The 25,357-nt window shown below is 55.0% G+C and carries 22 protein-coding genes and 1 tRNA gene; 5 read left to right on the top strand and 18 right to left on the bottom strand.

What is annotated here, in order from left to right:
- Window positions 1–11: 11 nt before the first annotated feature.
- A tRNA-Leu gene (locus tag METLA_RS0106045) sits at window positions 12–98 on the top strand.
- 257 nt (window positions 99–355) lie between these two features.
- Here the strand turns inward: METLA_RS0106045 and tsaE are convergent.
- Complete coding sequence (gene tsaE / locus METLA_RS0106050) at window positions 356–832, bottom strand: tRNA (adenosine(37)-N6)-threonylcarbamoyltransferase complex ATPase subunit type 1 TsaE (protein WP_024297689.1); 477 nt, start codon at window positions 830–832, stop codon at window positions 356–358.
- On the bottom strand, window positions 832–2,295 hold the full coding sequence (locus METLA_RS0106055) for a bifunctional ADP-dependent NAD(P)H-hydrate dehydratase/NAD(P)H-hydrate epimerase (protein WP_024297690.1): 1,464 nt from the start codon (window positions 2,293–2,295) through the stop codon (window positions 832–834). The genes tsaE and METLA_RS0106055 overlap by 1 nt, the downstream gene beginning before the upstream one ends.
- A 149-nt stretch (window positions 2,296–2,444) precedes the next feature.
- Here METLA_RS0106055 and METLA_RS0106060 point away from each other — a divergent pair, with 149 nt between their 5' ends.
- Both METLA_RS0106060 and METLA_RS0106065 read left to right on the top strand, forming a co-directional pair.
- The gene (locus tag METLA_RS0106060; RefSeq protein WP_024297691.1) at window positions 2,445–2,858 is read left to right on the top strand and encodes a Dabb family protein; all 414 of its coding nucleotides are present in this window, start codon (window positions 2,445–2,447) and stop codon (window positions 2,856–2,858) included.
- A 65-nt stretch (window positions 2,859–2,923) separates the two neighbouring features.
- A complete protein-coding gene (locus METLA_RS0106065) occupies window positions 2,924–3,967 on the top strand; it encodes an NAD(P)-dependent alcohol dehydrogenase (RefSeq protein ID WP_024297692.1) in 1,044 nt (347 codons plus the stop codon).
- A 5-nt stretch (window positions 3,968–3,972) separates the two neighbouring features.
- Here METLA_RS0106065 and METLA_RS0106070 read toward each other — a convergent pair whose 3' ends face one another.
- A complete protein-coding gene (locus tag METLA_RS0106070; protein WP_024297693.1) occupies window positions 3,973–4,773 on the bottom strand; it encodes an alpha/beta hydrolase in 801 nt (266 codons plus the stop codon).
- A gap of 84 nt (window positions 4,774–4,857) precedes the next feature.
- Complete coding sequence (locus tag METLA_RS0106075; protein ID WP_024297694.1) at window positions 4,858–7,917, bottom strand: transglycosylase domain-containing protein; 3,060 nt, start codon at window positions 7,915–7,917, stop codon at window positions 4,858–4,860.
- A gap of 379 nt (window positions 7,918–8,296) precedes the next feature.
- Between METLA_RS0106075 and METLA_RS0106080 the strand changes: the two genes are divergently transcribed.
- Both METLA_RS0106080 and METLA_RS0106085 read left to right on the top strand, forming a co-directional pair.
- Window positions 8,297–10,579: a Tex family protein gene (locus tag METLA_RS0106080; protein WP_024297695.1), complete on the top strand. Its 2,283-nt coding sequence runs from the start codon at window positions 8,297–8,299 to the stop codon at window positions 10,577–10,579.
- A 59-nt stretch (window positions 10,580–10,638) separates the two neighbouring features.
- Window positions 10,639–11,226: an exosortase system-associated protein, TIGR04073 family gene (locus METLA_RS0106085; RefSeq protein ID WP_024297696.1), complete on the top strand. Its 588-nt coding sequence runs from the start codon at window positions 10,639–10,641 to the stop codon at window positions 11,224–11,226.
- 49 nt (window positions 11,227–11,275) lie between these two features.
- On the opposite strand, the gene rsfS is transcribed toward METLA_RS0106085, so the two are convergent.
- The 14 genes from rsfS to METLA_RS0106155 all read right to left on the bottom strand — a co-directional run bounded on the left by rsfS (window position 11,276) and on the right by METLA_RS0106155 (window position 24,671).
- Window positions 11,276–11,626, bottom strand: coding sequence for a ribosome silencing factor (gene rsfS, locus METLA_RS0106090; protein ID WP_024297697.1), 351 nt, complete (start codon window positions 11,624–11,626; stop codon window positions 11,276–11,278).
- 30 nt (window positions 11,627–11,656) lie between these two features.
- On the bottom strand, window positions 11,657–12,280 hold the full coding sequence (gene nadD / locus METLA_RS0106095) for a nicotinate-nucleotide adenylyltransferase (protein WP_024297698.1): 624 nt from the start codon (window positions 12,278–12,280) through the stop codon (window positions 11,657–11,659).
- On the bottom strand, window positions 12,281–13,519 hold the full coding sequence (locus METLA_RS0106100) for a glutamate-5-semialdehyde dehydrogenase (protein WP_198408499.1): 1,239 nt from the start codon (window positions 13,517–13,519) through the stop codon (window positions 12,281–12,283). It abuts the gene before it with no gap.
- Between the two features lie 98 nt (window positions 13,520–13,617).
- Window positions 13,618–14,610, bottom strand: coding sequence for a glucokinase (gene glk / locus METLA_RS0106105; RefSeq protein WP_024297700.1), 993 nt, complete (start codon window positions 14,608–14,610; stop codon window positions 13,618–13,620).
- A 2-nt stretch (window positions 14,611–14,612) separates the two neighbouring features.
- A complete protein-coding gene (locus METLA_RS0106110) occupies window positions 14,613–15,068 on the bottom strand; it encodes a DUF411 domain-containing protein (RefSeq protein ID WP_024297701.1) in 456 nt (151 codons plus the stop codon).
- A gap of 23 nt (window positions 15,069–15,091) precedes the next feature.
- Window positions 15,092–16,159: a uroporphyrinogen decarboxylase gene (hemE, locus tag METLA_RS0106115; protein ID WP_024297702.1), complete on the bottom strand. Its 1,068-nt coding sequence runs from the start codon at window positions 16,157–16,159 to the stop codon at window positions 15,092–15,094.
- A 45-nt stretch (window positions 16,160–16,204) separates the two neighbouring features.
- Window positions 16,205–17,671, bottom strand: a complete 1,467-nt coding sequence (locus tag METLA_RS0106120; protein WP_024297703.1) for an SPOR domain-containing protein — start codon at window positions 17,669–17,671, stop codon at window positions 16,205–16,207.
- The gene (gene aroB, locus METLA_RS0106125) at window positions 17,658–18,740 is read right to left on the bottom strand and encodes a 3-dehydroquinate synthase (RefSeq protein WP_024297704.1); all 1,083 of its coding nucleotides are present in this window, start codon (window positions 18,738–18,740) and stop codon (window positions 17,658–17,660) included. The genes METLA_RS0106120 and aroB overlap by 14 nt, the downstream gene beginning before the upstream one ends.
- Entirely contained in the window at window positions 18,737–19,267 is a 531-nt protein-coding gene (gene aroK / locus METLA_RS0106130) for a shikimate kinase AroK (protein WP_024297705.1), read from the bottom strand. The genes aroB and aroK overlap by 4 nt, the downstream gene beginning before the upstream one ends.
- 273 nt (window positions 19,268–19,540) lie before the next feature.
- Window positions 19,541–21,844 (bottom strand): type IV pilus secretin PilQ, encoded by a 2,304-nt coding sequence (locus METLA_RS0106135; protein WP_024297706.1) that lies wholly within the window; start codon window positions 21,842–21,844, stop codon window positions 19,541–19,543.
- 16 nt (window positions 21,845–21,860) lie between these two features.
- The gene (locus METLA_RS0106140; RefSeq protein WP_036281506.1) at window positions 21,861–22,376 is read right to left on the bottom strand and encodes a pilus assembly protein PilP; all 516 of its coding nucleotides are present in this window, start codon (window positions 22,374–22,376) and stop codon (window positions 21,861–21,863) included.
- A gap of 44 nt (window positions 22,377–22,420) precedes the next feature.
- On the bottom strand, window positions 22,421–23,050 hold the full coding sequence (locus METLA_RS0106145; RefSeq protein ID WP_024297708.1) for a type IV pilus inner membrane component PilO: 630 nt from the start codon (window positions 23,048–23,050) through the stop codon (window positions 22,421–22,423).
- A complete protein-coding gene (locus tag METLA_RS0106150) occupies window positions 23,047–23,610 on the bottom strand; it encodes a PilN domain-containing protein (RefSeq protein WP_024297709.1) in 564 nt (187 codons plus the stop codon). Before METLA_RS0106150 ends, METLA_RS0106145 begins: the two co-directional genes overlap by 4 nt.
- Window positions 23,610–24,671 carry a pilus assembly protein PilM gene (locus tag METLA_RS0106155; RefSeq protein ID WP_024297710.1) on the bottom strand — a complete coding sequence of 354 codons (1,062 nt, stop codon included), beginning with the start codon at window positions 24,669–24,671 and terminating at the stop codon, window positions 23,610–23,612. The genes METLA_RS0106150 and METLA_RS0106155 overlap by 1 nt, the downstream gene beginning before the upstream one ends.
- Window positions 24,672–25,357 lie beyond the last annotated feature (686 nt).

Genomic DNA, 25,357 nt, shown 5'->3' on the forward strand with positions numbered 1-25,357 from the left:
ACACATCGCCTGCCGAGGTGGTGAAATTGGTAGACACGCTAGCTTCAGGTGCTAGTGGGCGCAAGCTCGTGGAGGTTCAAGTCCTCTCCTCGGCACCATAATTACTCCGTAATTATGGACATCAAAAATCAAGACTATCTGCATTTCCTCTCCTTAGCGACATCTTCTATCAACCGATAGAAAAATTCTCTACCCGACCATTAAAATCGCAAGCTATTAAACTGCCTTGGTTTTCGCCATTTCAGTATGGCTCCGAAATAAGGAATTGAGCTTTCGCGCCACTTCGGCGACTGAAGGTAAACCCTACCCGGCCAAAAGCCTGATTTTACGCCCCAAAAAACTTATTGGAATTGTATTATTTGTTGCGCGCGATGGCAACCTCGTCAAAAGCGTTTGCGCACAAGTTTTTTAACCGCTCCGCAAAAATATCGACGCTAATCAGCCGTCCTGCGTCCTGCACGCATAAGCGGATAGCCAAATCCGCCGCCGGCAACATCCCCTCGCCCATTTCGGGCCACTCGAAGATACAGACGGCTTCGTCGTCCAGATAATCGCGAATGCCGATCCATTCCAGCTCTTCCGGATCGGCCAGGCGGTAGAGATCGAAATGATAAACTTTCCGGCCGCCGATCTGGTATTCTTCGACCAGCGTATAAGTCGGGCTCTTCACCGCGCCGAGATGACCCGCCGCCTGTAAAAAACCGCGGACCAGCGTGGTCTTGCCCGCGCCCAGGTCGCCATATAGAAACACCAAACATTTCGCCGGCAACAGGCGCCACAACTCCGCGCCGAACTGCTCGGTTGCTTCCGTGGATTCTAAATAGCGTTGCATCAATTCACCAACTGTCTCAAAAAGGGCAATAAATCGGTCGCGAGCAGGCCGCGTTCGCCGTTCTTCGCGGCCGCCAGATCGGCGGCGCGGCCGTGCAAAAACACACCCTGTTCGGCCGCCTCCTGTAAATCGAGGCCTTGCGCGATTAATCCCGCGATCACGCCGGACAACACATCGCCCATACCGCCCGAGGCCATGCCGGGATTACCGGTCGTCGACACCCCGATTTGTGATGCGCTTGCAATCAAAGTCCCCGCACCTTTCAATACCGCGATACCGCCGTAAGCCGCGCGGATCGCAGATGCCGCCGCGAAACGATCCTGCTGCACGGATGGCGTGGGGCAGCTAAGCAAGCGTCCTGCCTCGCCGGGATGCGGCGTCAAAACCCAGTTCGGTTTGCTGAGCGGAGATACGGCCAATAAATTCAACCCGTCCGCATCGAGCACGATCGGCTTGTCTGATTCCAGCACGGCACTGAACATTTCCTTGCCCCAGGCGCCCTGCCCCAACCCAGGTCCCAGCACCACAACATCGGCCTTGTCTAACAAAGGAGTTAGACCCGTACCTCTTTCAACGCCGCTGCACATCAACTCCGGCCGGTTCAGATTCATCAAACCGGCATGCTCCTTACGCGTCGCGATGCTGACCAGGCCCGCGCCGACCCGCAACCCCGCCTCGCCCGCCATGCGCGCCGCGCCAGAATAGCCGAGATCGCCGCCGACGACCAGCACATGCCCCATGCAGCCCTTATGCGCACAGCGCGGGCGCGGCATCATAGGCTTTTGTATAACGCGAAACACGCTGGATTTAACCGAAGCAAACACCTCATCCGGCACCGCCAATGCATCATAAACAATCTCGCCGACATACTCGGCCGCCTGACCGGTAAACAGCCCCTGTTTCAGCCCGATAAAGGTCACCGTGCAATCGGCCTTGACCGCACAGCCCATCGCGTTGCCGGTATCGGCATGTAGGCCTGAGGGAATATCGACCGCAACGACGGGCAATCCGGAGCGATTGATCGCCTCGATCGTGTCCGCGTAAAGCCCTGTCACCGGCCGATCCAGGCCGGTGCCGAGCAATGCATCGACCAACAAATCGGCCTTGATCACCTGCCCCGGCTCAAATGCAGTCACCCGGCCCCCGGCCTGGACATAATCCCGGTAAACGGTCAATGCATCGCCTTTCAGTTTTTCGGGATCACCGACACTGACCGCCTGAGATTCTAGCCCGGCATCAAGCGCCAGCCGCGCAATCACATAACCGTCTCCCGCATTATTGCCGCTGCCGCAAAACACCGCCAGCGACTGCGCCTCCGGCCATTTTGCGGTTATGCATTCGAACACCGCGCCGCCGGCCTTGCACATCAATTGATAGCCGGGAATGCCGAATGCTTCGATCGCAATTCGGTCCAGCTCTCTGACCTGGGCGGCACGGTAGAGGATTTGGGGGAGTTTTTGCATATCGTCAGTCCATCAAGAATACCTTTCCAGGCTGCTATCATAGCCGGTTTTAGCGACATTCTCACGCCGGCATTTCAAATAGAAGCAACTGAATTTTCTGGTACACTTGGCGGTCATAAAACCGTTTTTATTCACCGGAGGACTGACCCATGAAAACAACTCACTTGAAACAAGGGCTATTACTGTTGGCTGCATTAAGTCTTGGCAATGCCGCTTACGCCGAACAACCTGCCGGCGCTTCGGGCGGCAAGGTGCATCATCTCGTGGTGATCTGGCTGAAACAGCACGGCGATCCGGAAGCGCGCCGGAAATATATCGAAGGCAGCAAACGGCTGTCCAAATTGCCGGGCGTTTTAAGTTACGACATCGGGCCTGTCGCCGGACTCAAACGCGAAACGACGAGCCCGGCGGTCGATGACAGCTTCGATATTGCGATTTCCGCGACGTTTGAGAACAAGGAAGCGCTGGAGAATTATTCGAAAAATCCGGAACATCACAAAGTGATTCATGAAGTGTTGAAGCCTTTGGTTGATCACTACAAGGTTTATGATTTTGCGGATTGATGGCGGACTTTGATTAGCCGTTTAACCTCAAATTGAAAGAAAATAAATCACCCACAGAAGCCACGATGATCAAAACATCTGTTTACGCCGCAACCGACGCCGCATCGCCCTTGGCTCCGTTTACGGTCGAGCGCCGCGAGCCCGGCGCGCATGACGTGTTGATCGATATTCTGTATTGCGGCGTCTGCCATTCGGATATTCATCAGGCGCGTAACGAATGGGGCGGGTCGATTTATCCGATGGTGCCGGGGCATGAGATCATCGGTGTCGTCGCGCAAATCGGCAGCGAGGTCGGCCGCTGGCAGGTCGGCGATACGGTCGGCGTCGGCTGCTTTGTCGATTCATGCCGGCAATGCGAAGCCTGTGAAGCCGGCGAAGAGCAGTATTGTCATGCGGGCGCGAGTTTTACCTACAACAGCCGTGAACAGGATCGCATCACGCCAACTTATGGAGGTTATTCGACGCGCATTACCGTCGATGAATCCTATGTCTTAAAAATCCCGGACGGCATCCCCCTGGAACGCGCGGCGCCGCTCTTATGCGCGGGCATCACGACGTATTCGCCGCTGCGTCATTTCGGCGTACAGCGCAACGACAGGATCGCGATCGTCGGTCTCGGCGGCCTGGGCCATATGGCGGTCAAGCTCGGTAAGGCGCTCGGCGCGCATGTGACCATGTTGAGCCATTCGCCGGGCAAGCGCGAAGATGCTTTCAGGCTCGGCGCGGACAATTTTATCGTGCTGCGCGATGCGGAGGCTTTCGCGCAGAACGCAGGCCGCTTCAGTTTCATCCTCGATACGGTGTCGGCCCAGCACGATTACAATGCCTACCTGAGCCTGCTGCGCCGCGACGGCACGATGGTGCTGATCGGCTTGCCCGAGCCTACGCCGCTGGCCGCAGGGCCTTTGGTGATGGGGCGACGGCGTCTGGCCGGATCATTGATCGGCGGCATTCGCGAAACCCAGGAGATGCTCGACTTTTGCGCCGAACACGGCGTCGCGGCCGATGTGGAAGTGATTCCGATACAAAACATCAACGAAGCTTACGAACGCACTTTGAAAAGCGACGTGCGCTACCGCTTTGTGATCGATATGGCGAGTTTACAGTAAAGAGATCACTGCGCGATAAACTGCATCGCTTCCTGCCACCACGGCTGCCAGGGCTCCAAAGGCAGACTATTGTGTCCCGCGTCGTCAAAACGCCAGAGCTTTTTTTTCGCGGGCAACGCCTCGAACAATGCCAGCGTATTACGGTTAGGAATCACCTCATCCCGCCCGGCCAGGATCACCGCGATCGGGCCTTTGAAATCGCGCAGCCGCGGCACATTGTCGAACTTGTCCAAAATCAGCCAGCGCGCGAGCAAAAACCAGTAATGATGCTGCGCAACCTTCGCCATCGCGTCGAACGGCGCGATCAACAGCAGCCCCTTCACCTGTACTTGCCCCGAGGCGACGATGCCCGCCACGACGCCGCTGCCCAGCGACTCGCCGCATAGGAATAGCGGCTCCTTATACGTTTCGACTATCCTTTTCGCGGTCGCAATCCCGTCCTCGATCAACGCCGCTTCCGATGGCGAGCCGTCCCGCGCGCCATAGCCCGGATACTCGGCGATGAGCACCCGGTAACCCAAACGCTGCAAGGCCTCAATATAATAAGCCCGGTGCAGCGCGGCGCCCGCATTACCGTGAAAAACCAGCACCGTGCCTTTCGGATTTTCGAGCGGCGACCGGCTGATCATGCCGCGCCGCTCGCCGCCGGACGGCCAGGGTTGCAGGTTCAAATCGTTCAGCCATTGATCCTGCTGCTCGACAGTAAACCGGGCCGGAAAGTACATCATTTTGCGCTGCAACAGAAACGCCGCCAGCAGCATCAGTAAATAAATCAGCAACAAGGACATGACGCTTGGGATTTTCATCAGACGATTGCCGGAGGCTGCGAATTCGATTCCGGATTCGCAGCCCGTCAAGTCGAGTGGAGAAGCGCCGCCCGTTGGGACTGCTTATTGGCCGGAAGCCAAGGCCATTTTCGGCTCGGACAAGGTGTTGCCGCCGCCCGCAGGCCGGTTCAGCAATGGCGTCAGGGTGGGTTTTAAAAATCTGACAATCTGCACCGGCAGCGAACTGGTGAAATTGTATTTTCCGGCGTCCTTGCCCGCGACATAGGCGGTAAACACGCCGAAATAGCGATCGCCCATGAAGAAAGTAAACACGGCCGCGCGGCTGATGAATTGCGAGCCGATCATATGGCCGCGCGCGTTGAACATCTCCTTGCGGTGATCGCCGGTGCCGGTCTTTCCGCCCACCGGGATGAATTTGCCTTCACTGTCGGTATAAACATCTTTGAGACGCCCAGCGGTACCGCCGTCAACCACGCCGAGCATCGCGCTTCTGGCAGCTATCGCGACTTCGGGTGGAAAGACGCGTTGACCTTCGTTCGGGGTTTTATCCAAAACCGTCTCGTAAGGCGTGCCTTCCGCGAAGTGCAGGTTTTCAAAGCGAACGGTCGGCATTCTGACGCCGTCATTCAAGATGATGCCGACCAGCTCGGCCAGCGCGGCCGGCCGGTCGCCGGAGGCGCCGATCGAGGTCGCATAAGACGGCGTCAGCCTGCCGAATGGATAACCGACCTGCTTCCAGGCTTTATGAATTTGCTGAAAAGCCTCCGCTTCGAGCATGCTCATGATGCGGTGCTGCTGTCCGGCCTTTTTCTTTTTGTTTTTCAACAGCCAGCGGTACACATCCAGGCGTTGCTGGGCGCTGGCCGCAACCGCTTCCTCGCGGGTCGCTTGCGGGTGTTTCGCAAGATAACCGGCCAGCCACAATTCGAGCGGATGGATTTTGGTGATGTAGCCCTGATCCTGAAGATCGAAGTTTTCCGGCGAATATTTGTCGTAAAGCGAGTAGATGTCTTCCTTGTCGATAATCTGCTTCGGCAGATGCGCGCGCAAAAATTTGTTCAGTTGATCAACGTCATGATCCGGATAGATCGCGCGGTACAGCATCGTCAGCCGGGACGATTTGAGCCATACCCTTTGAGTCAGCATGTCCAGGCGCTCTTTCGCGCTTTTGCCTTGCGCCTTCGCATAAAAGCGGCCGAGATAGACCTGCCCTTCCCGGTCGGCAAACCGCTCCAGATATTCCTGGCGTTTCGGGCTTTCCGGGTCGTCGAGCCAACGCGCCACGCCGTCAGGTTTATATTGATAGTGGTAAACGATATCGCGCATCAGGCGAATGAACACCAGGTTGACCGAGTCGCGCAACGCATGACGCACCGACATGATCTGATAGTCATCGCTGTGCTTGAAATTATTGAAATGGTGCAGGCCGCCGCCGGTAAAGAAGTACTCGCCCGGACCGGCCGAGTATTTGCGCTCAAGCGCCTGATCCAATAAGGTTTGCAAATCGATGTTGGGCTGCGCCTTCAGTTGGGTAATCACCCATTCACTCAGATAGTCTCTGGGATGCAGCGCCACCTTGTTCAATTCTGCCGCCGGCTTGCCTTGATATTGCTGATAAATCTCGGCAACCAGTTGCAAATACAGCACCATCGTGCGCAATTTTGAAGTGGAGCCCAAGTCCAGACGAATCCCTTCGTTGATGTCCAGGGGCTGATCCAGATTGTCGGTTTGTACGCGCAGAAAGTTGCCTTTCGGCGTTTTTTCAAACAGCATCAAGCTGTAAACGACGCGCGACAGATCGACATTTTCATTCAGCCGCCGCTCGCCAAAGGCTCCGGCCGCACGCGCCTCCTCGGGATCGCTGAGCTTGCGCAGCTCGGCCGCCACGGCTTGCTGGGTGTTGTAATCGATCGTGGTTTTGACCGTTAAATCCAGCCGGTCAAGATCATAAATCGTTTTGACGTTCAACGCTTGCGCCAAGCGGGTGCGCAATACGGCTTGCGTCTTTTTCTCGGACACGAATTGCGTCGGCATCGAATCGACCGGCAGCGGTTTGACGGTTTCGGCCTGCAAGGCCCGATCGCGCAACGCCGCGGAGATCACCCCCGCATCGGCCAGTAGCCGCAGATAACTGTTCGCCAATGTTTGCAGGGCGTTATAACCCGACCCCATGAAATAGGACGGGCGCCTTTGCGACAGCAGAATGCAGAGCACCTGCCGGTAGGCAATCGCCTGCTGATCGGTAATGCTTTCGGCGGAATTTTGCGCGGCCGCGCGCAGCAAATTATTCACGTCATCGAAATTCGCGCCAAACCAGGCCGCAAGCCCATCACCCAGGCCGTGCACTTCGCCGACTTTAGGCGCGGCCGAAAGCGGCATCGAATTCAGATAGGACAGCGCGATCTCGCGGCGCATTTCACGGGTGTCAGCCCCCCTCAGATAAGCGCGGATCGAAGCCGATCCCATCTGCCGGAATTTGTCGACGACCGAATTGGTATAACCGTTCGGAGAATGCCGGTATTTTTCGATCTGGGTCGCCAGCGTGCTGCCGCCGGGAACGTTCTTGTCCACGCCCAGCTTGTGGGCAACCATCTGCAGGCTTGCATAACCCAGGCGGTCCCACTCGACGGCAGGGTTCACGGTCACCTTCGACTCATTCAGCAATTCGCGGTTTTCGATGAACAGCAGGGTATAGAGGACTAACGGCGGGATGGCCTCGAAATTAGGGTAGCCGTGATTGGGATAGGTATTGCTGAATATCAGCTGATGGGTCTGATCGAATATTTTAAGGCCGGCCTGCGTTTTTTCATGGTAAATCGCAAACAAGCCGTCATCGATCAATTGCGTCAGCATCGGCGACGAAACCGCCTGGGCCGTCACCGAAAAGCCGCCCTTGGTCATTTTATCAACGGCCTCGGGCAGCAAGGTATAGCCCATGCGCTGATCGTACGGACCGTACTCGGGATAGCGTATCGACGAACTCGGGCCTTTTTCGACTTTAAAGCTGAGTTGTTTGCTGATGCCGGAAAGATAGCGCGCCTGATACCGCGAAGTTTCGACTTCTTCGCGCACAAACTTGACGACCACGATTCCAACTATCAGCAAACCTGCCGACAGTCCCAACAGCACTATCCGGGGTAAAATTCGTCTTTTGTTTTGCATCGCCGGATCACGCTCAAGGCGCGATGTTACCTCTGTTATTAAATCAGTTCTAAGCGTAGTGATTTTTCAGCCACTATCCAAGGGCTTCCCTGCGTTTTTCTCTGAATTTCGACAAGCCTCGGCGCCATAGGTTCTTGGCACGTTTGCATCGACTTGCTCCGCTGTTGACTCGCTTTGCTCTTGCGGCTGATTATAACAAATTACCACCGCAATGCCGAATTAAGGATGCTATAAGGCAGCATTCTCGCAACGACACTTGCCATTAACATTTTTTCTGACGCTATAAAAACGCCCGAAAGCCGCCGATAAAAAATTTCCTCACCCACCGGAGGTGGCTTGCTGATAAAATTTACCGCTTTGAACACAATAGCACTCCCCAATGGACGTCATTAAACGCATCGCCGAAGAATTATCCGTCAACAGCAGGCAAGTCAGCGCCGCCGTCGCCTTGCTCGATGAAGGCGCGACCGTGCCCTTCATCGCGCGCTACCGCAAGGAAGTGACCGGAGGCCTTGATGATACGCAGCTGCGAACGCTTGACGAGCGCCTGATCTATTTACGCGAACTGAACGATCGGCGCGCGACGATTCTCGACAGCATCCGCGCGCAGGAAAAACTGACACCGGAACTGGAACAGGCGATCAATGGCGCCGATACCAAGACGCTGCTCGAAGACTTGTACCTGCCCTACAAGCCGCGTCGGCGCACGAAGGCGCAAATCGCGCGCGAAGCGGGACTGGAGCCGTTGGCCGATGCGATCCTGGCCGACCGCAGCCTGATTCCCGAGCAATGCGCCGCCGGCTTTATCGATGCGGGAAAAGGCGTCGCGGACAGCGCCGCGGCACTCGAAGGCGCGCGCCAGATCATCATGGAGCGGTTGTCCGAAGACGCCGAACTGCTTTCGGAACTGCGCGAGCGGACCTGGGGCAAGGGCATTCTGCACGCGACCGTGACGCCGGGCAAGGAACAGGAAGCGAGCAAATTCCGCGACTATTTCGATTATCAGGAAGCGATCCAGAAAATTCCGTCGCACCGGGCGCTGGCCTTGTTACGCGGCCGTAACGAGGATGTGTTGACCTTGACCCTGAAACCGGCCCCGGAGGAACAGCAGGAACATGAGCTTTGCGCGCAATTTACCGCGAAACGGCTCGGCGTCGCCGATATCGCCAGGCCGGCCGATGCCTGGCTGGCCGAAACCGCGCGCCTGGCCTGGAAAATCAAACTGTATACCCGCATCGACCTGGACTTGAAGATGCGGGTCAGGGAAGCCGCCGAGCAGGAAGCGATCCGGGTCTTCTCGAGCAATTTGCGCGACCTGCTCTTGGCCGCCCCGGCCGGCCACAAGTCCACGATGGGACTCGACCCCGGCATCCGCACCGGCGTGAAGGTCGCGGTCGTCGACGCGACCGGCAAACTGCTGGCGACCGACACGATCTATCCGCACCCGCCCCGGCAGGCCTGGCAGGAATCGATCGCGACGCTGGCCAAATTGGTCGCCCAACATCAGGTGCAATTGGTCAGCATCGGCAACGGCACCGGTTCGCGCGAAACCGATCAACTGGTCGCCGATTTGCAGAAAGGGCACCCGGATCTGAAATTCAGCAAAATCGTCGTCTCCGAGGCCGGAGCATCGGTGTACTCGGCGTCCGAACTGGCCGCGAAAGAATTCCCCGGCCTTGACGTCTCGCTGCGCGGCGCGGTCTCGATCGCCCGGCGCCTGCAGGATCCCCTGGCCGAACTGGTCAAGATCGAACCGAAAGCGATCGGCGTCGGCCAGTATCAGCACGACGTGAATCAGGTGCAACTCGCGCGCGGCCTGGATGCGGTCGTCGAGGACTGCGTAAACGCGGTCGGCGTCGATGCGAATACCGCCTCCGCCGCGCTGTTGAAACAGGTGTCCGGATTGTCGCAAAGCGTCAGTGAAAACATCGTCGCCTACCGGAACGAGCATGGCTCGTTCCCGAACCGCGCCCAGCTGAAAAAAGTGCCGCGCCTCGGCGACAAGGCCTATGAACAGGCCGCCGGCTTCCTGCGCATCACCAACGGCGACAATCCCTTGGACGCCTCCGCGGTGCACCCGGAAGCCTATCCGGTCGTCGAAGCGATCTTAAAAGACACCGGCAAATCGATCCGCGACCTGATCGGCCAGTCGCAAATCCTGAGACGACTGGATCCTGCGCGCTACACCAATGAAAAATTCGGCCTGCCGACCGTGACCGACATTCTGCGCGAACTCGAAAAACCCGGACGCGATCCGCGCCCTGAATTCAAGAGCGTTCAATTCAAGGCCGGCGTCGAAAAGATCACCGATCTTGTCCCCGGCATGCGCTTAAACGGCGTGGTGACCAATGTCGCCAACTTCGGCGCCTTCGTCGATATTGGCGTGCATCAGGACGGCCTGGTGCATATTTCGCACCTGGCTGACAGTTTCATCAAAGACCCGCGCGATGTCGTGAAAGCCGGCGACATCGTCGAAGTCAAGGTAGTCGAAGTGGATGTCCAGCGTCAACGGATCGCGTTGTCGATGAAGTCGGATGCGGAAGTGACGCACGCGCCTAAAGGCGAGGCGAATCCGCGCAAAGCGCCAGGAAAATCCGCCCCGCCCGCACCGCCGATGCGCGGCGCGATGGCGAATGCGCTGGCAAACGCATTCAAAAAGTAAAGAAAAAAAGCTCTGCTATACTAGCTAGGTATTTTCAATACCTAGCAACAGGATCAGATATGATGACTTTTTCCCGTTTTTTTGCCGCCTTGTCGCTCATAGGCATGACCGTCGCCTATGCGCCACTGACACAGGCCAAGCCGATGTCGCAGGAGTGGGATATTGATGCCCCGGCGCCGCGGATACCGGCAAGACCGCAGAGTTATGGCGACCGCGTCAGCGAAAAAGCACTGAACAGTTTCGCGAATATTGCGACCGGATGGCTCGAAATGCCGAAAAACGTCATCAACACCACCAATCAAAGCAATATCATCTACGGCTTTATCGGCGGCTTGGCGAAAGGCATGGTTCACACCGCGGGGCGCATGGGCGTCGGCATCGCCGATTTGGTCACCCTGCCGCTCGCGACCAAACCGATCATTTATCCTCTGTATATTTGGGACGATTTTGATGTCGATACCGTCTACGGCGAGGTGATGAGGCTACATGAGGAGCCAACACAGCCTGAGGTCGCGCCTCCGCCTGCCCCGCAAGCCGCTGCGCCTGTCGCCGCACCAGCACCTGCCCCGGTGCCGCCACCGGTGCAGTATCCGACCGACACCAACCGCAAGATCGATGCGATCTTCAAGAAAGAGATGATGAAATAAAGCCCCGGATCCCTCCCTAACTGCATCGACGCAGTTAGGGAACCCCCCACTAAACCGCTCTTCCGGCTTCCATGGACCGATCCACCGACCAGAGCTTCTCGAGCTGGTAAAACTCGCGCGACTGCGCGGTCATCGCATGCACGATCACATCGCCCAAGTCCAGCAAGACCCAGTCCGAGCCTAAATCCCCTTCGATCCCCAACGGCTTCACGTCGGATTCGGCCAGTTTCTCGGCCACATAATCGCACAAAGCCTTCAGGTGACGATCCGAGGTACCGGTGACCAGCACCATGTAGTCGGTAAAACTGGTCTTGCCGCGCACATCGATCGTGGTGATAAACTTGCCTTTCTTATCATCCAGCACATCCTGGACAATTTTGAGTACTTCTTCTGCTTGCATTCGTTTTCCTGTGTAAACCGATCGAAAAGATCAGAAATTTTGATAAAGACGGTGACTATGAATATAGTCTATTACGACATCGGGCAATAAAAAACGGGGATCGCGTTTTTCGGCGATGATTTTTCGGATCGCACTGGCCGAAATATCCAGTTCGGTGATGCGCTGAAACATCAGCTTGCCGGCTTGGTGCCGAGTCAGTTCGGCGGTTTGTAAGACCTCGCGGCCGCGAAAAAATTCGTTTTCCAGTTGAATCAGATAGCCGGGCCGGGTCAAGACGACGATATGCGCATGGTCGAACAACTCGGCCCAGCGATGCCAGCGGGTCAGCCCGTTAAAGGCGTCGACGCCGATGAAGAGCAGCAGAGGCCGCTCTGCAAAATCGCTGCGCAGCGAGCGCAGCGTATCGACCATGTAAGACGGCCCTTCCCTGTCCAGCTCGCGCGTGTCGATCACCAGATTCGGCAATTTTTCGGTCGCAAGACGCAGCATTTCAAGCCGCATCGCTGAGGTGACGGACGGCTCGCCTCGATGCGGCGGAGTCTTATTCGGAATCAGACGGACTTCATCCAGCTTGAAGATTTCCCCGACCTCGATCACGGCGCGCAAATGGCCGTGATGCACCGGATCGAAGGTGCCGCCGAAAATGCCGATCATTTATTGGCGGATATGGCCATCGCCGAGCACGATGAATTTCAGCGTCGTCAGGCCCGTCAGTCCGACAGGTCCCCGCGCATGCAGCTTGTCGGTGCTGATGCCGATTTCGGCGCCCAGGCCGTATTCGAAACCGTCCGCGAAACGCGTCGAGGCATTCACCATCACCGAGCTCGAATCGACCTCGCGCAGGAAGCGCCGCGCCAGCGTGTAATTCTCGGTCACGATCGCGTCGGTATGCTGGGAGCTGTAACGGTTGATGTGGGCGATCGCCTCGTCGATGCCGGCAACGATTTTGATCGACAGAATCGGCGCCAGATATTCGGTGCTCCAGTCTTCCTCGGCCGCGCGATTCGCGGACGGAAGCAGCGAACAGGTTTTCGGACAGCCACGCAGTTCGACGCCTTTTTGGAGGTATTGTTCCGCCAGCACCGGCAGGATCTGCCCGGCGATCGCTTCCGCGACCAATAGCGTTTCCATCGCATTGCAGACACCGTAACGGTGCGTCTTGGCGTTGACCGCGATCCTGACCGCTTTGTCGATGTCGGCCGAATCGTCGACATAGACATGGCAGATGCCGTCCAGATGTTTGATCACCGGGATGGTCGCCTGCTTCGAGATGCGTTCGATCAGGCTTTTACCGCCGCGCGGCACGATCACATCGACATAGCGGCCCATCGTGATCAACTCGCCGACCGCTTCGCGGTCTGTCGTCTCGACCACCTGCACCACTTCGCTCGGCAAGCCGGCCGCCGCCAAGCCCTCGGCGATGCAGGCCGCGATCGCCCGGTTCGAATGGATCGATTCGGAGCCGCCGCGCAGGATGCAGGCATTGCCCGCTTTCAGGCACAAGGCCGCCGCATCGACGGTCACGTTCGGACGCGACTCATAAATGATGCCGATCACGCCGAGCGGCACGCGCATCTGGCCGACCTGGATGCCGCTCGGACGGTAGTTCAGGCCGCTGATTTCGCCGACCGGGTCGGGCAATGCCGCCACCTGCTGCAAGCCGTCGATCATCGTTTGAATCGCCTTCGGCGACAAGGTCAGGCGGTCCAGCGACGCCGCATCCAGGCCATTTGCCCGGCCGGCGTCGAGGTCCTTGCCGTTTTCCGCGGCCAGCATGTCGCGGCAGCTGTCGAGCGCTTCGGCGATTTTCAGCAACGCCAGATTTTTCCTGCCGGTGTCGGCGCGGCTGATTTCTGTTCCGGCTTGTCTGGCCTTGATGCCAAGGCCCTGCATGTACTCTTTGATATCCACAACCGATACCTACTGAATGACTGAATAAACCTGCGATTATATCGGTTCTGTCAAGAAGGCAACAACTGGTAAAATCGGAATCAGGCGGCCAAGCGGGCGCCGAAAGCCAACGCGCCCAATAACCCAACTTCCTGATTGGTGCAGACCTTGACCGGAATCTGCTGCAAGGCCGCGCGGTAGCGCCCTTTGGCCAGATAACCTTCGATGAAGTCGCCGCGCGTCATGAACGGCAAGATCTTCGCGGCGATGCCGCCTGCCAGATAGACGCCCGCATAAGGCAGGCATTTCAGCGCTAGATTGCCCGCTTCCGCACCGTAAATCCGGCAAAACAGCGACAAAGCCGCGGCGCTCAGCGCATCGGCATCCGCCACACCGGCTTCGCCGATCACCGCCGCCGGATCGTATTCGCTCATCTGCCGCTCAATCTCGGGTCGCTCCGGCGCATGGCCGATTGTCTTCAAAAATTGATAGAGTTGGATCAGCCCCTCGCCGGATAGCAGCCTTTCGTAACTGACATGGTCCGGATACTTTTCCCAAAGAAACTGCAATAAGGCGATCTCCTGCGCGCTGCCGGGCGCAAAATCACAGTGTCCGCCCTCGCTGGCCAGCACTTGGTGTTTTTCTCCATCCCAGGCAATGATCGCCTCGCCCAGGCCTGTGCCGGCCGCGAGCACCGCGCTGTTGCCCGGACGAGGTTCCGCTCCGGGATTCAGCGCCACAAAATCCGCCTCCGGCAAATTCAGGATGCCCCAGGCGGTCGCTTCGAGATCGTTCAACAGCCTGACATTCCGGGTGCCGATGCAGTCGCCGATGTCGCTCCGATGCAGCACCCAAGGCAGGTTGGTCGCGACGCAATCGCCATCGACGATCGGGCCTGCAACGCCAAGACAAGCCGAAGCGATCGCCTGCTCCTGCTCCTGACAATCCGCTAAAAAGTCCTGCAACAGACCGGTAAACGTTGGCCGGTCGAGGCTCGAATAGCGTGTTTTTTTGATACACCGCCAGCCGTCGCCGTCCGCCTCATACAGCGCGAGTATCGTCTTGGTGCCGCCAACATCGCCCGCCAGGATCATGCTTACTTGCCTTCGTAATGGTTGAAGATTTGAAAATGCTTTTCCTTGTCGAAACTCATCACGTCATAAGGATCGACGCGTCCGCCCATTTCCATGCCCGGACTGCCGGTGACCATGCCCGGCACCGCAAGCCCCGTCACTTTCGGTTTGTCCTTCAACAATTTGAGGATGTCCGCGGCCGGCACATGCCCTTCGACCACATAGCCGTTAACGACCGCGGTATGGCACGACGCCATTTCTTTCGGTACGCCGTATTGGGACTTGATCGACTCCATGTCGTCGGACACGTTATCTTTTACATTGAAATTATTCTGCTTCAAATGCTCGATCCATTTGCCGCAACAGCCGCAGGTCGGGCTGCGGTAAACAATGATGTCGACCGGCGCATCCGCCGCGTAGCCGGCGGATGCGAAAATCGCCGTCATCAGAACCCATAAAACGATTTGCATTGCTTTCATGATGATCACCTCGAATGGTGTTATTATGACCGATGATGAGCCGGACTGAAACGATGCACCGCCTCCACCATCGCGCCGACATGGTCTGGATTGATATCCGGCAGAATGCCATGCCCGAGATTGAACACATGGCCTGATCCCGAACCGTATTTTTCCAGTATGGTTTTGACTTTTTCGGCAATGACTTCCGGCTTGGCATAGAGCGCGACCGGATCCATATTGCCTTGCAGGGCCACTTTATCCCCGACTCTGGCGCGCGCCTGGCCAATATCGGTTTGCCAGTCCAATCCCAGCGCATCGTAACCGGCATCGGCCATCGTTTCGAGCCACAGCCCGCCGCCCTTGGTGAATAAGATGGTCGGAACCTTGCGGCCGTTCCCGTCGGTTTTCAATAATGCCGCCACCCGGCTCGCATAAGCCAAGGAAAACTCTCGGTAATCCTCGGTCGTCAGCATGCCGCCCCAGGTGTCGAACACCATCACCGCCTGCGCGCCGGCGGCAATCTGCGCATTCAGATAGACCGCGACCGACTCGGCGAGTTTATCGAGCAAGACATGCATCAATGCCGGCTGTTCGTACATCAAGGCCTTGACCTTACGAAAGCTTTTACTGCCGCCGCCTTCGACCATGTAGGTCGCCAGCGTCCAGGGGCTGCCGGAAAAACCGATCAACGGTACCCGCCCATCCAATTCGCGCCGGATCAGACGCACCGCGTCGATCACATAGCGCAGATCGGTTTCGGGATCGGGAATGCCGAGATTGTGGATGTCGGCGGCCGTACTGAGCGGCCTTGCAAACTGCGGCCCTTCGCCTTCGCTAAAGCTGAGGCCCAGACCCATCGCATCGGGAATGGTCAGGATATCCGAGAACAGAATCGCCGCATCGAAGGCAAAGCGCCTGAGCGGCTGCAATGTCACTTCGCAGGCCAGTTCGGGATTGGTGCATAAATTGATGAAGCTGCCGGCCTCTTCCCTGACTTTCCGGTATTCGGGCAAATACCGGCCTGCCTGACGCATCATCCATACAGGGGTGCGCTCGACGGGCTGTTTTAGCAAGGCTCTGAGAAAAGTGTCGTTTTTTAATGCTGTCATTCGTAATGAATTGTCGGTTAGTAAGCTGTAGGTCAGCTCTGATAATTAAGGTTGGGGCTTCGGCGCTTGGGGAAATGCTTTTCTGATCGCGCCAAATTTTCGTATCACCGCTGACCTGAACTCGGCCGGCAACGATTTTTTTGCGTTTTTGGCCGATTCGGCATCCGCAAAATCCCCGTATAACAGCACGAATTTCTCCTTGCCTTTCGTAAGGCGCCGCACAACCCGTAAATCGGCTTGCAATTGGGCATGGCGAGTGATCACCGCCTGAACGGTGGAGGCTTTTGATAATATCATCAATTGCAGCGCATAGCTGTTTTCCGGCCGCGTTGCGAGCCACGACTCGGCCTGATCGCCGTCCCCCGCTGGTGCAGCCGGCGCCTCGGCTAACGCCGGCGCAGCCTTGGCATCCTGAGCTGCGTCGTGAAGACTCTGCCCCTGCCCCTGCCCCTGATCCGGTGCCGGACCGGCTTCCTCCAACGGCTTATCCGCCGGTGCCAGCACGGGAGGCGCAGCCGGCGTCAACTCCACTTGCGGGCTAGCCACGGTTGGACCGCTTAGATCACGCGTCTCCCGCATTGGATCCTGAACGCCGGGTAGATCGGGGCTTTGCGAATTTCTCAATAAATCCTCAACCGGCAGACTTAAAACCGGTTGCCGGAAATCAAATTGCGTCTCGCTTCGACGGGGCTGAACCGTTGCCTCGGTGATTTCCTCGGCCGGCCTCGAAGCGGTATGCCACTGCATATAAAGCGCCAACGACACCAGTGCGGCCACCGCAAGGATCAAAATCGTTAAAGGGTCCATACTTTCCCTGGGTTTATTCAATTCCGGAAAGTGCGCCATGATTCTGGACGGAATACCGTGCGACTCCCGGTAGACCGCATCGATCCTATCGTCCGACAGCCCCTTGCCGAGCCTTGGCGAGGTCGCCAGCGCGACGATGTGCTGGACAAATTCGCGGCATTCCTTGGGGCCTAGTGGCCTGGCTTCGACGATGTAGCAATTTTCGATGGCCGGGTCCGAGGCGTTTTTGATATGCCACTGATCGTGCGTCAATACCAGAAGCAGGTGCAATTCCTGATGCTCTTCGGCGAGATGAATAAACCGCGTCAGCAGACCCGGCGCCATATTGCCGGCATCATCGATGACCAGAACGGCATCCTGCGCATGGCCCTGCTTGGTATTTTTGGCCGGCGCTTCAGGTCTTTGCTGCTTTAACAGGGGGGCCAGGCGATCCTGGACATCCTCAAACGTCATCTCGCCATGGCCATTCGCCACGCACCAGCGCCACTGATCCTGCAGGCGCTGCTGCAAAAACTCCAGCAAGGCGGTTTTACCGACCCCTTCCGGCCCGCACAGCACAATGGCCTGATGCGTATTGGCCAGCAAATGCTGCAATAACGCGAGGTTCTGGCTTCTCTCCGGTGTGATCAGAAATCGGGACGCAACCGCCTTGTTCTCGACCCGCATCGTTTTGACTTGATAGGTATCACTATCAATTTCGACCATAAGTATTCAGAGTCAATTCCAGGAGGGAGCGGTCAACATAAATCGGCAATGTCGCCTTGCCGATCTTTTCCAGCAAAATCAAGCGGATTTTCCCGTCCAGATTCTTTTTATCGACGGCCATCAGTTCAAGAAAGCGTTCGGCGCCCAGCGCCGCGGGAGGATTTACCGGCAAACCGGCGCGCTGGATCAACGCGATAATTCTCTCCACATCCTGCTGCCTCAGCCAGCCTTTACGCATCGACAGATCGGCCGCCTGGCAAATGCCGATTGCCACCGCCTCGCCATGCAGGTAGACGCCGTAACCGGCGCCGGTTTCTATCGCATGGCCAAAGGTATGCCCAAGGTTCAAAGTCGCCCTGACGCCGCTCTCGGTTTCGTCTTCGGCCACGATTTCGGCCTTGTTCCGGCAGGAATGCTCGATCGCATAAGCCAGCGCCTGTTTATCGCGCGCGCGTAACGCATCGATGTGACTCTCCAGCCAGACAAAAAAACCGGCATCCCGAATCAAGCCGTATTTTATCACCTCCGCAAGACCCGCGGCCAATTGCCGGTCATCGAGGGTATCCAGCACATCGGTATCGGCCAGCACGCATTGCGGCTGATAAAAGGCGCCGATCATGTTTTTACCGAGCGGATGATTGACGCCGGTTTTGCCGCCGACCGAGGAATCGACCTGCGCCAGCAAGGTGGTCGGGATTTGCAAAAACGCGATGCCGCGCTGATAGCAGGCCGCCGCGAAACCGCCCATATCGCCGATCACGCCGCCGCCCAGCGCAATTAAGGTCGCATTGCGGCTAAATTTGGCGGACAGCAGTGTGTCAAAGATCCGGCTGAGATGCTCCAATGTCTTGTACTGCTCGCCGTCCGGCAAAATCACCGTTTCGACTTGATAAGACTGCAAATTTTGCCTGACCTTATCCAGATACAGCGGCGCGACCGTCTCGTTGGTCACAATCAGGACTTGTTTGGATTTGATATGGCCGGCGTATAAACCCGCCTGGCTCAAAAGCTGTGAGCCGATATAAATCGGGTAGCGGCGGTCTCCCAACTCGACGTGTAATTGTTTCATTCTTTCTCGGGATTTAAGGTTCTGTAGTGTTCCAATATGCGAGTGACCACCGCTTTGCTCTGCATCACACCGGTATCGACTTTAAAGTCCGCGCAAGCCAGATAGAGCGGCTCGCGCTCGGCATAGAGCGCTTCCAGACGCGCGCGAGGATTGTCGGTTCTAAGCAACGGGCGAGAGGTATCCTTGCGCGTTCGTTCCAAAATCCGTCCGACCGAACACTTCAGATACACGACAAAACCGTTTTCTTGCAATAAGCGGCGGTTTTCTTCGCGCAGGATCGCGCCGCCGCCGGTTGCCATCACGATGCCCTGCATCTGGGTCAGTTGCTTGATCATCTTCTGTTCGCGGTCGCGGAATCCTTCCTCGCCTTCGAACTCGAAAATGGTCGGAATATTGACCCCGGTCGCCTCCTCGATCGCCTTGTCGCTATCGTAGAATGGCAACTTCAGCGCTTTTGCCAACTGCCGTCCGATCGTTGTTTTGCCCGCACCCATCAGGCCGATTAAATAGATGTTTTCAGATCGCATGACATGCCGCCGCGGTATTCATCTTGCCGGTTAAAAAAACGTACCATTATGCCTGTTTTTTTTTGGCAAGATCAATTGCCGAATTCAAATTTGTGCAAAAACAGCGGATAAATACTGGCGATAAGCTGAAGGGATAGACGCGGAATTAAGCAAGGCAAAGGCGGAGCTTTTGCCTAAAAACTGAATTTGAACAAATCTCTCAAGCTACTTGGGAAACATTTCCATAACAAAAAAAAGGGGCTTTACGCCCCTTTTTGCTCCTCTAACCAGTTGTCAATTTCTGACCAATTGATCATTGACGATTTTTGGCGTAACAAACACCAATAACTCTCTCTTGTCGCTCGATTTATTGGTTCTTTTGAATAAAAAGCCAATTCCCGGCAAATCCGCAAAGAAAGGCACTTTACCAATTAAATCATTGGTCGTGTCTTTATAGACACCACCCAACACAACCGTTTCACCGTCGTTAACTAGGACATTGGTTTTTAGCGAATTCGTATCGATTGATGGCTGACCATTCACGACTATAGTTCCAGGGTCATCTCGAGAAATTTCCAAATCCATGTTGATGCTTCCACTTGGCGTAATTTGAGGGGTAACTTCCATTTTCAATGTAGCGTCAATAAATTGAACATTGGTGCCGGCGTTGCCGCTTTGCGTTTGGTAAGGAATTGACGTGCCTTGAACAATTGAGGCCGTACACCGATTCGTGGTCATCACGCGCGGATTAGAAAGCAACTGACCGCGGCCCTCGTCCTGCAAAGCAGACAACTCAAGATTAAGTACATAATCGGCCCCTCGGGCAAGAGTCATGCCTAAAGCTCCGTATGGATGACTCTCTGTTGCAAGATCAACAATCGTATCCTTAATTTCGCCAATATTACCGTTTTCATCGGGCTGCCCATTACTGAAGGAATGCGTACCCCCGCCTCCCAAAGCAAAATTCTTGCCATGACCAACATCCGCCATCTTGGCCACACCAAACCTTACCCCCAGCTCCCTAGCAAAAGTATTGGAAGCTATTACAAGGCGTGATTCAATCATGACCTGCTTGACAGGAACATCTAACTGACGTATCAATTTCTTGATATCTTCCAAACGCTTGGCCGTTTCTCTGACTATCAATGTATTGGTACGAGAATCGACCACAGCGGTGCCGCGAGACGAAAGAAGATTGAGTTTATTGGTTTGCGATTGCTGAGTATTTGCATTCGGCCCTCCGCCAAAATTTCCTCCCATACCCGGCCCCATCACATTGCCGCCCAAATTGCTGAATTGTTGTTGCGATTTTTGACTACTCGCCTGCGATGATGCGGAAGATGACGAAGTTTTTGGTGATCCGCAAGCAAGCTTAGTTAAGTTATTGAAGCCATTTAGAATCTGGATAAAATCCTCAGCCTTAGCATAGTTTATCTTTAAATATTCAGTCACCAGTGGATCGAGTTGCTCCACTACTGCTTCTTTCTCTCTTTGTTTCTCTTTGTAGTCCTTGATCTTGCCGACCGGCGCGACCAGCGTTACGTTGCCGGTTTCGTATTTTTCCAATCCTTTGGTCATCATGATGAAGTCCAATGCTTCGTCCCACGGCACATCGTCCAGTTTGACGGTCACTGTACCGGTCACATCATCGCCTGCCACCACATTTTGTCCGGTAAATTCGGCTAGTACAGCGATCACGCTACGGATATCGATATCCTGAAAATTCAGCGACAATCTATCGCCGGTGTATTTGGTGCGTTGATTATCAATCGCCTCTTTCTCTGCACTGGTCAGCGGCCGAAACTCGACGGTCAACAAGCCTTCCGACTGAAATAATGAATAATCATAGAGGGCATTTTGCATCGCCACGATGACCGTGGTTTCCTTGGTCGTGGAAGCCGCGTCGATATACTCGACCGGAGTCGCGAATTCGGACACATCCATGCGTTTGCTCAAATGACTAGGCAATTGGGTATTCATGAAACTGATGATCACATTACCGCCTTCCTCGCGTGTGTTCACCACCGTGTTCGGATTCGCCAGAGACACCAGAATCCGTCCCTCGCCCTTATCGCCGCGTTTAAAATCAAAACCGGTAATGGCTTGCTGCGGTATCAATTGGCCGGCGACAGAAGGCCTTGCTGCAACAGGCTCGACAACGGCAGAAGCCGGGGCATTAGCACTTTTGGCATTGGTCAGCGTCAATAAGACTTTCCGGCCCTCCGTTTTCGTATCGAAGGCTACCGATTCGGTCAGGTTGATCACCACACGCACTCTATCGGCCGCTTCCGCAACGTAAACACTATTGACCGCGCCTTGATTGATCGGATAAGTTTTTTGCGGCAAGCCGTTTTTTACGCCCGAAAAATCCAGCGCAATCCGCGCCGGATTGTCGGTTTTAAAAACCTTCGGCGCAACAGCGGGGCCGCTCATTTCCAACTGAATCTGTAATTTGTCTCCTGCCTGCGTCGCGACATCCATTTGAGTAATGGCCAGATCGCCGGCTTTGACGGGCAAAATTTGCGCTATGAATAAAATCAGGCACGCACTGAAAATTCTGGACATCTTCATCAATAAGCCGTTTTGTTTCTTAATCATCTTTATCCCCTCAAAATCATTCAGCCAAAGCCAATGATGCTTGTTGTTCGCGCCATGATCCCGGTTTATCGGAAATCAATTCCATTAACTCTATTTTGTCGCTGACAATTCGAATCACTTTCCCGTAATTCTTGCCCATATAATTGCCGACTTGCACACGATAAACCGTACTGTCGCCCGCCTTGACTAACCCCCATAGACCTGTCTTCGCATTGACCGTCCCTACCATTCTCAAACTATCCAATGAAAAGGCTTCCAGCTCTTCCTTAGGACGCGTCAAATCCGGTTTGATGCCGGAGCCGCCTTCCATGGCGGCGCCTGAAGCCTCGGCCGTTTGCTCAAGAGGAACAAACGGATCTCTGAGACCATCCGGGTTAAAGATAAAAGGCTCCACGACCTTGATTTCCGGCAAGGGCTCGATCGTGCCTTTGGGTTTGGCCTTTTCGGCCGAAATAAACGCTTTTAAATCGGATAAATCGTCATTTGCACAGCCACTCAGTAAAGCGATACTGCTTGCGCAACATATCGACATCCATAATGTTTTACTCAGCAACAATGATCGTCTAGAAGATTTCATCACTTGGCCTCTTTTCTTTTCTTCTTGTCAGCGGCGCCCGATGTTGGTTTGACCGCTTCTTCCTTATAGGTTTTAACGACCGCATTCATCAGCATCATTCCATCCTGAGCTTTCTCCAGAGGCGAAATATCGACATTGTGTACCGTCACGATTCTGGGCAACGAGGCCAAACCGCTCACAAATAAGCCAAGCTCCTCGTAGCGGCCAATCACTTTAATGTCGATCGGCAATTCCGAATAAAAATCTTTTGCGACTTGGGCCGCAGGCTTGAATAAACGGAACTCCAGACCGCTCGCCAATCCCGTTTGCGAAATATCGACCAGAAGGCTGGCGACTTCTTCCTCGGTAGGCATCTGCTTGAGCATTTCGCCGAGCGATCCCTGAATCTGCTCCAACTGCTTCACATATTCCGGAAGATTAACTGCCTTCTGTTGTTTGCTTGCAAAGGAAGTTTTCAATTCGACTTCCTTATTTTCCAAGCGCTCAAGCTCGTCCAACTGATCCATCGTATCGTAATAATAGCCGCCGCCCGCCACCAATACGCACAAGACCAGGATCACGGCGGCTTTAATGGGCTGCGGCCAGGTTCCCGACGCTTCGAAATCCCAATTAATTTCGGAAAGATTCATAACGGTTTCTCCGCGTTCTTGTTACCCTGACTGGCGTTGAGAGTAAAATCACTGAGCCGATCCGCTTCCTTTTTATCCGGAGACTGGATCACAACAACCTTCGGAGACTTTAGCCAACTGGAGGCTTCAATGGCCCGCATGAACGCCGACACGCGCGCATTGGACTGCGTTTTACCGACAAACGTTAAGGCGGCGCCCGTTTGCGTCAATTTGGCCAGATAGACGCCATCCGGCGTGGTTTTTGGCACTTCATCGAAAAGATGTACAATCTCGGGCCGGCTTTCCTGTAGTTTTTGAATCACATCGATCTTAGCCAACAACTTTTTCTTGGTGTCCTCGATGTCGCGAATTTTAGCGATTTGAACATCCAGCTGCTGGATTTCCGCTTCCAAGAGCTGATTACGTTGGCTCTGATAATCTTTCAACCCGTCGATATACAGATGCACCGCAACCAGGAGGCCGATGGTCGTCAACGCCGACACCCCTATCGCAACAACGAATTCTTGCTGTTTTTGTTTGCGCAGCTCTTCGCGCCAGGGGAGTAAATTAATTTTTGCCATTAGTCAAAACTCCTCAAAGCCAGGCCACATGCGATCATCATCGCCGGCGCGTCGTTACTCAACCCCTGAGGCCTTACCCGGTTCGACAAAGACATATTCACGAACGGATTGGCGATATAAGCCGGCACGCCGAGACTTTGTTCAACCAATTTATCCACACCCGTTATCGAGGCACAGCCCCCTGCCAGAATGATGCTGTCTATGCCGCGGTTGGCGCTGGATGATACGAAAAACTGCAAAGTCCTGGCGATTTGTTGCACCATCGCCTTTTTAAAAGGCTCCAGCACATCAACCGCATAACTGTCAGGCAATCCCCCCTGCTTTTTCGCCAATCCCGCTTCTTCATAGGAAAGCCCATAGCGGCGTTGAATCTCCTCGGTGAGCTGCTTGCCGCCGAAGCCTTGCTCTCGGGTATAAACCGTGCGTCCGTCATGCAAGATATTGAGCGCCACGACCGAAGCCCCGATGTCCGCGATCGCGACCGTCTTACCTTTTACCGAATCTTCAAACTGATCGGCGAGCAAGGCAAAGGCATTTTCTATCGCGAAGGCTTCAACATCGACAATCTTTGCCTTCACGCCGGCCTGATTTAAGGCGCCGATGCGGTCATCGACATTTTCTTTTCTTGATGCCGCCAACAGCACGTCGACCAATTCGGGATTATTTTCATTGACCCTTTGCACTTCGAAATCGAAATTAACATCATCCAGCGAATACGGCACATACTGATCGGCTTCCATCATGATCTGTTCCTCCATTTCCTCATCGGACAATGAAGCCGGCATCGTGATGATTTTGGTCATCACCGAGGAACCGGAAACCGCTACCGCCGCTTGTTTAAGCTTGGTGCCGGATTGCTTGATCGCCGCTTTAATCGCCGCGGAGATAACATCCACATTGGCGATATTTTTATCGACGATCGCGTCTTTCGGCAAAGGGGTCACCGCATAGCTCTCAACCCTGTAGCGTGAGCCTGACTTGCTCAGTTCCAGCAATTTTATCGCCGCGGTACTGATATCGATGCCAAGAACCGCACTCTGTTTCTGATTAAACAAGTTCATGACATATCCTTAAAAATTGATCATTAACTTCACTCATATATCGAAATGCCCGTATACATTGAATTCAACAGCCATCAGGGAACTTTGTTGGGCTCCCTCATGTCCCTATTTTCTGGAAAAGTATAGTTGCGATTTTTAAATTGACCGGGAAAACGCCTGATTTTATGGCTTGACGGCAACCGCGGGACTTATAGTGCCGCAAGGCTTTTATTGTTGTGGAGATCGGCTTCATTTTCTGGGGTATGTATCACAGACTCGATACAGCCGACCGCCGTGTAAGCGTTTAATCATCGCTCGATAGGACAAACAACGAAGATGAAACGCAAGAAGATAAGAAAAATAGGCAAGCGCTGGCGATCATGGGGTCACGGACTCATTGTATCCGTTCAGGTTTGATTTGAACTTAAATACAATTAATACGCGTCTAGTGAATTTTTTCGCCTTTTCGGCCAGGGGGGTTCGTATGGCGAAGGAAGGGATTGCCAGAGGCTTTTTCAGCCCGGAAAAATGAACGTGATTATGAGCCCACATCGCTTCCGGATAGCCCAAAAAGACGGAGTTGGAGAAAGACAAAGCCAGGGCAAACTCGGCCCTAACGGAGAGCCTAAAGCCGGCTGAAAAACGGAGAAGTAGAAAGAAATAATCGAGGAAGAAACCTTACCCGTAATTAACGGCGGTCTCTCCCT

Origin of the sequence: Methylomicrobium lacus LW14, assembly GCF_000527095.1 — a bacterium.
GTDB classification, from domain to species: domain Bacteria; phylum Pseudomonadota; class Gammaproteobacteria; order Methylococcales; family Methylomonadaceae; genus Methylomicrobium; species Methylomicrobium lacus.

Coding starts and splice junctions, on each gene's coding strand:
- METLA_RS0106150 (WP_024297709.1), bottom strand. CDS start 23,610: ATGGCAAAAATTAATTTACTCCCCTGGCGCGAAGAGCTGCGCAAACAA.
- tsaE (WP_024297689.1), bottom strand. CDS start 832: ATGCAACGCTATTTAGAATCCACGGAAGCAACCGAGCAGTTCGGCGCG.
- METLA_RS0106145 (WP_024297708.1), bottom strand. CDS start 23,050: ATGAATCTTTCCGAAATTAATTGGGATTTCGAAGCGTCGGGAACCTGG.
- nadD (WP_024297698.1), bottom strand. CDS start 12,280: ATGATCGGCATTTTCGGCGGCACCTTCGATCCGGTGCATCACGGCCAT.
- METLA_RS0106075 (WP_024297694.1), bottom strand. CDS start 7,917: ATGCAAAACAAAAGACGAATTTTACCCCGGATAGTGCTGTTGGGACTG.
- METLA_RS0106065 (WP_024297692.1), top strand. CDS start 2,924: ATGATCAAAACATCTGTTTACGCCGCAACCGACGCCGCATCGCCCTTG.
- aroK (WP_024297705.1), bottom strand. CDS start 19,267: ATGCGATCTGAAAACATCTATTTAATCGGCCTGATGGGTGCGGGCAAA.
- METLA_RS0106140 (WP_036281506.1), bottom strand. CDS start 22,376: ATGTCGATATGTTGCGCAAGCAGTATCGCTTTACTGAGTGGCTGTGCA.
- glk (WP_024297700.1), bottom strand. CDS start 14,610: ATGATCCTGGCGGGCGATGTTGGCGGCACCAAGACGATACTCGCGCTG.
- METLA_RS0106070 (WP_024297693.1), bottom strand. CDS start 4,773: ATGAAAATCCCAAGCGTCATGTCCTTGTTGCTGATTTATTTACTGATG.
- METLA_RS0106120 (WP_024297703.1), bottom strand. CDS start 17,671: ATGGTCGAAATTGATAGTGATACCTATCAAGTCAAAACGATGCGGGTC.
- METLA_RS0106055 (WP_024297690.1), bottom strand. CDS start 2,295: ATGCAAAAACTCCCCCAAATCCTCTACCGTGCCGCCCAGGTCAGAGAG.
- METLA_RS0106060 (WP_024297691.1), top strand. CDS start 2,445: ATGAAAACAACTCACTTGAAACAAGGGCTATTACTGTTGGCTGCATTA.
- METLA_RS0106135 (WP_024297706.1), bottom strand. CDS start 21,844: ATGATTAAGAAACAAAACGGCTTATTGATGAAGATGTCCAGAATTTTC.
- rsfS (WP_024297697.1), bottom strand. CDS start 11,626: ATGCAAGCAGAAGAAGTACTCAAAATTGTCCAGGATGTGCTGGATGAT.
- hemE (WP_024297702.1), bottom strand. CDS start 16,159: ATGACAGCATTAAAAAACGACACTTTTCTCAGAGCCTTGCTAAAACAG.
- METLA_RS0106100 (WP_198408499.1), bottom strand. CDS start 13,519: ATGCAGGGCCTTGGCATCAAGGCCAGACAAGCCGGAACAGAAATCAGC.
- METLA_RS0106080 (WP_024297695.1), top strand. CDS start 8,297: ATGGACGTCATTAAACGCATCGCCGAAGAATTATCCGTCAACAGCAGG.
- METLA_RS0106085 (WP_024297696.1), top strand. CDS start 10,639: ATGATGACTTTTTCCCGTTTTTTTGCCGCCTTGTCGCTCATAGGCATG.
- METLA_RS0106110 (WP_024297701.1), bottom strand. CDS start 15,068: ATGAAAGCAATGCAAATCGTTTTATGGGTTCTGATGACGGCGATTTTC.
- aroB (WP_024297704.1), bottom strand. CDS start 18,740: ATGAAACAATTACACGTCGAGTTGGGAGACCGCCGCTACCCGATTTAT.
- METLA_RS0106155 (WP_024297710.1), bottom strand. CDS start 24,671: ATGAACTTGTTTAATCAGAAACAGAGTGCGGTTCTTGGCATCGATATC.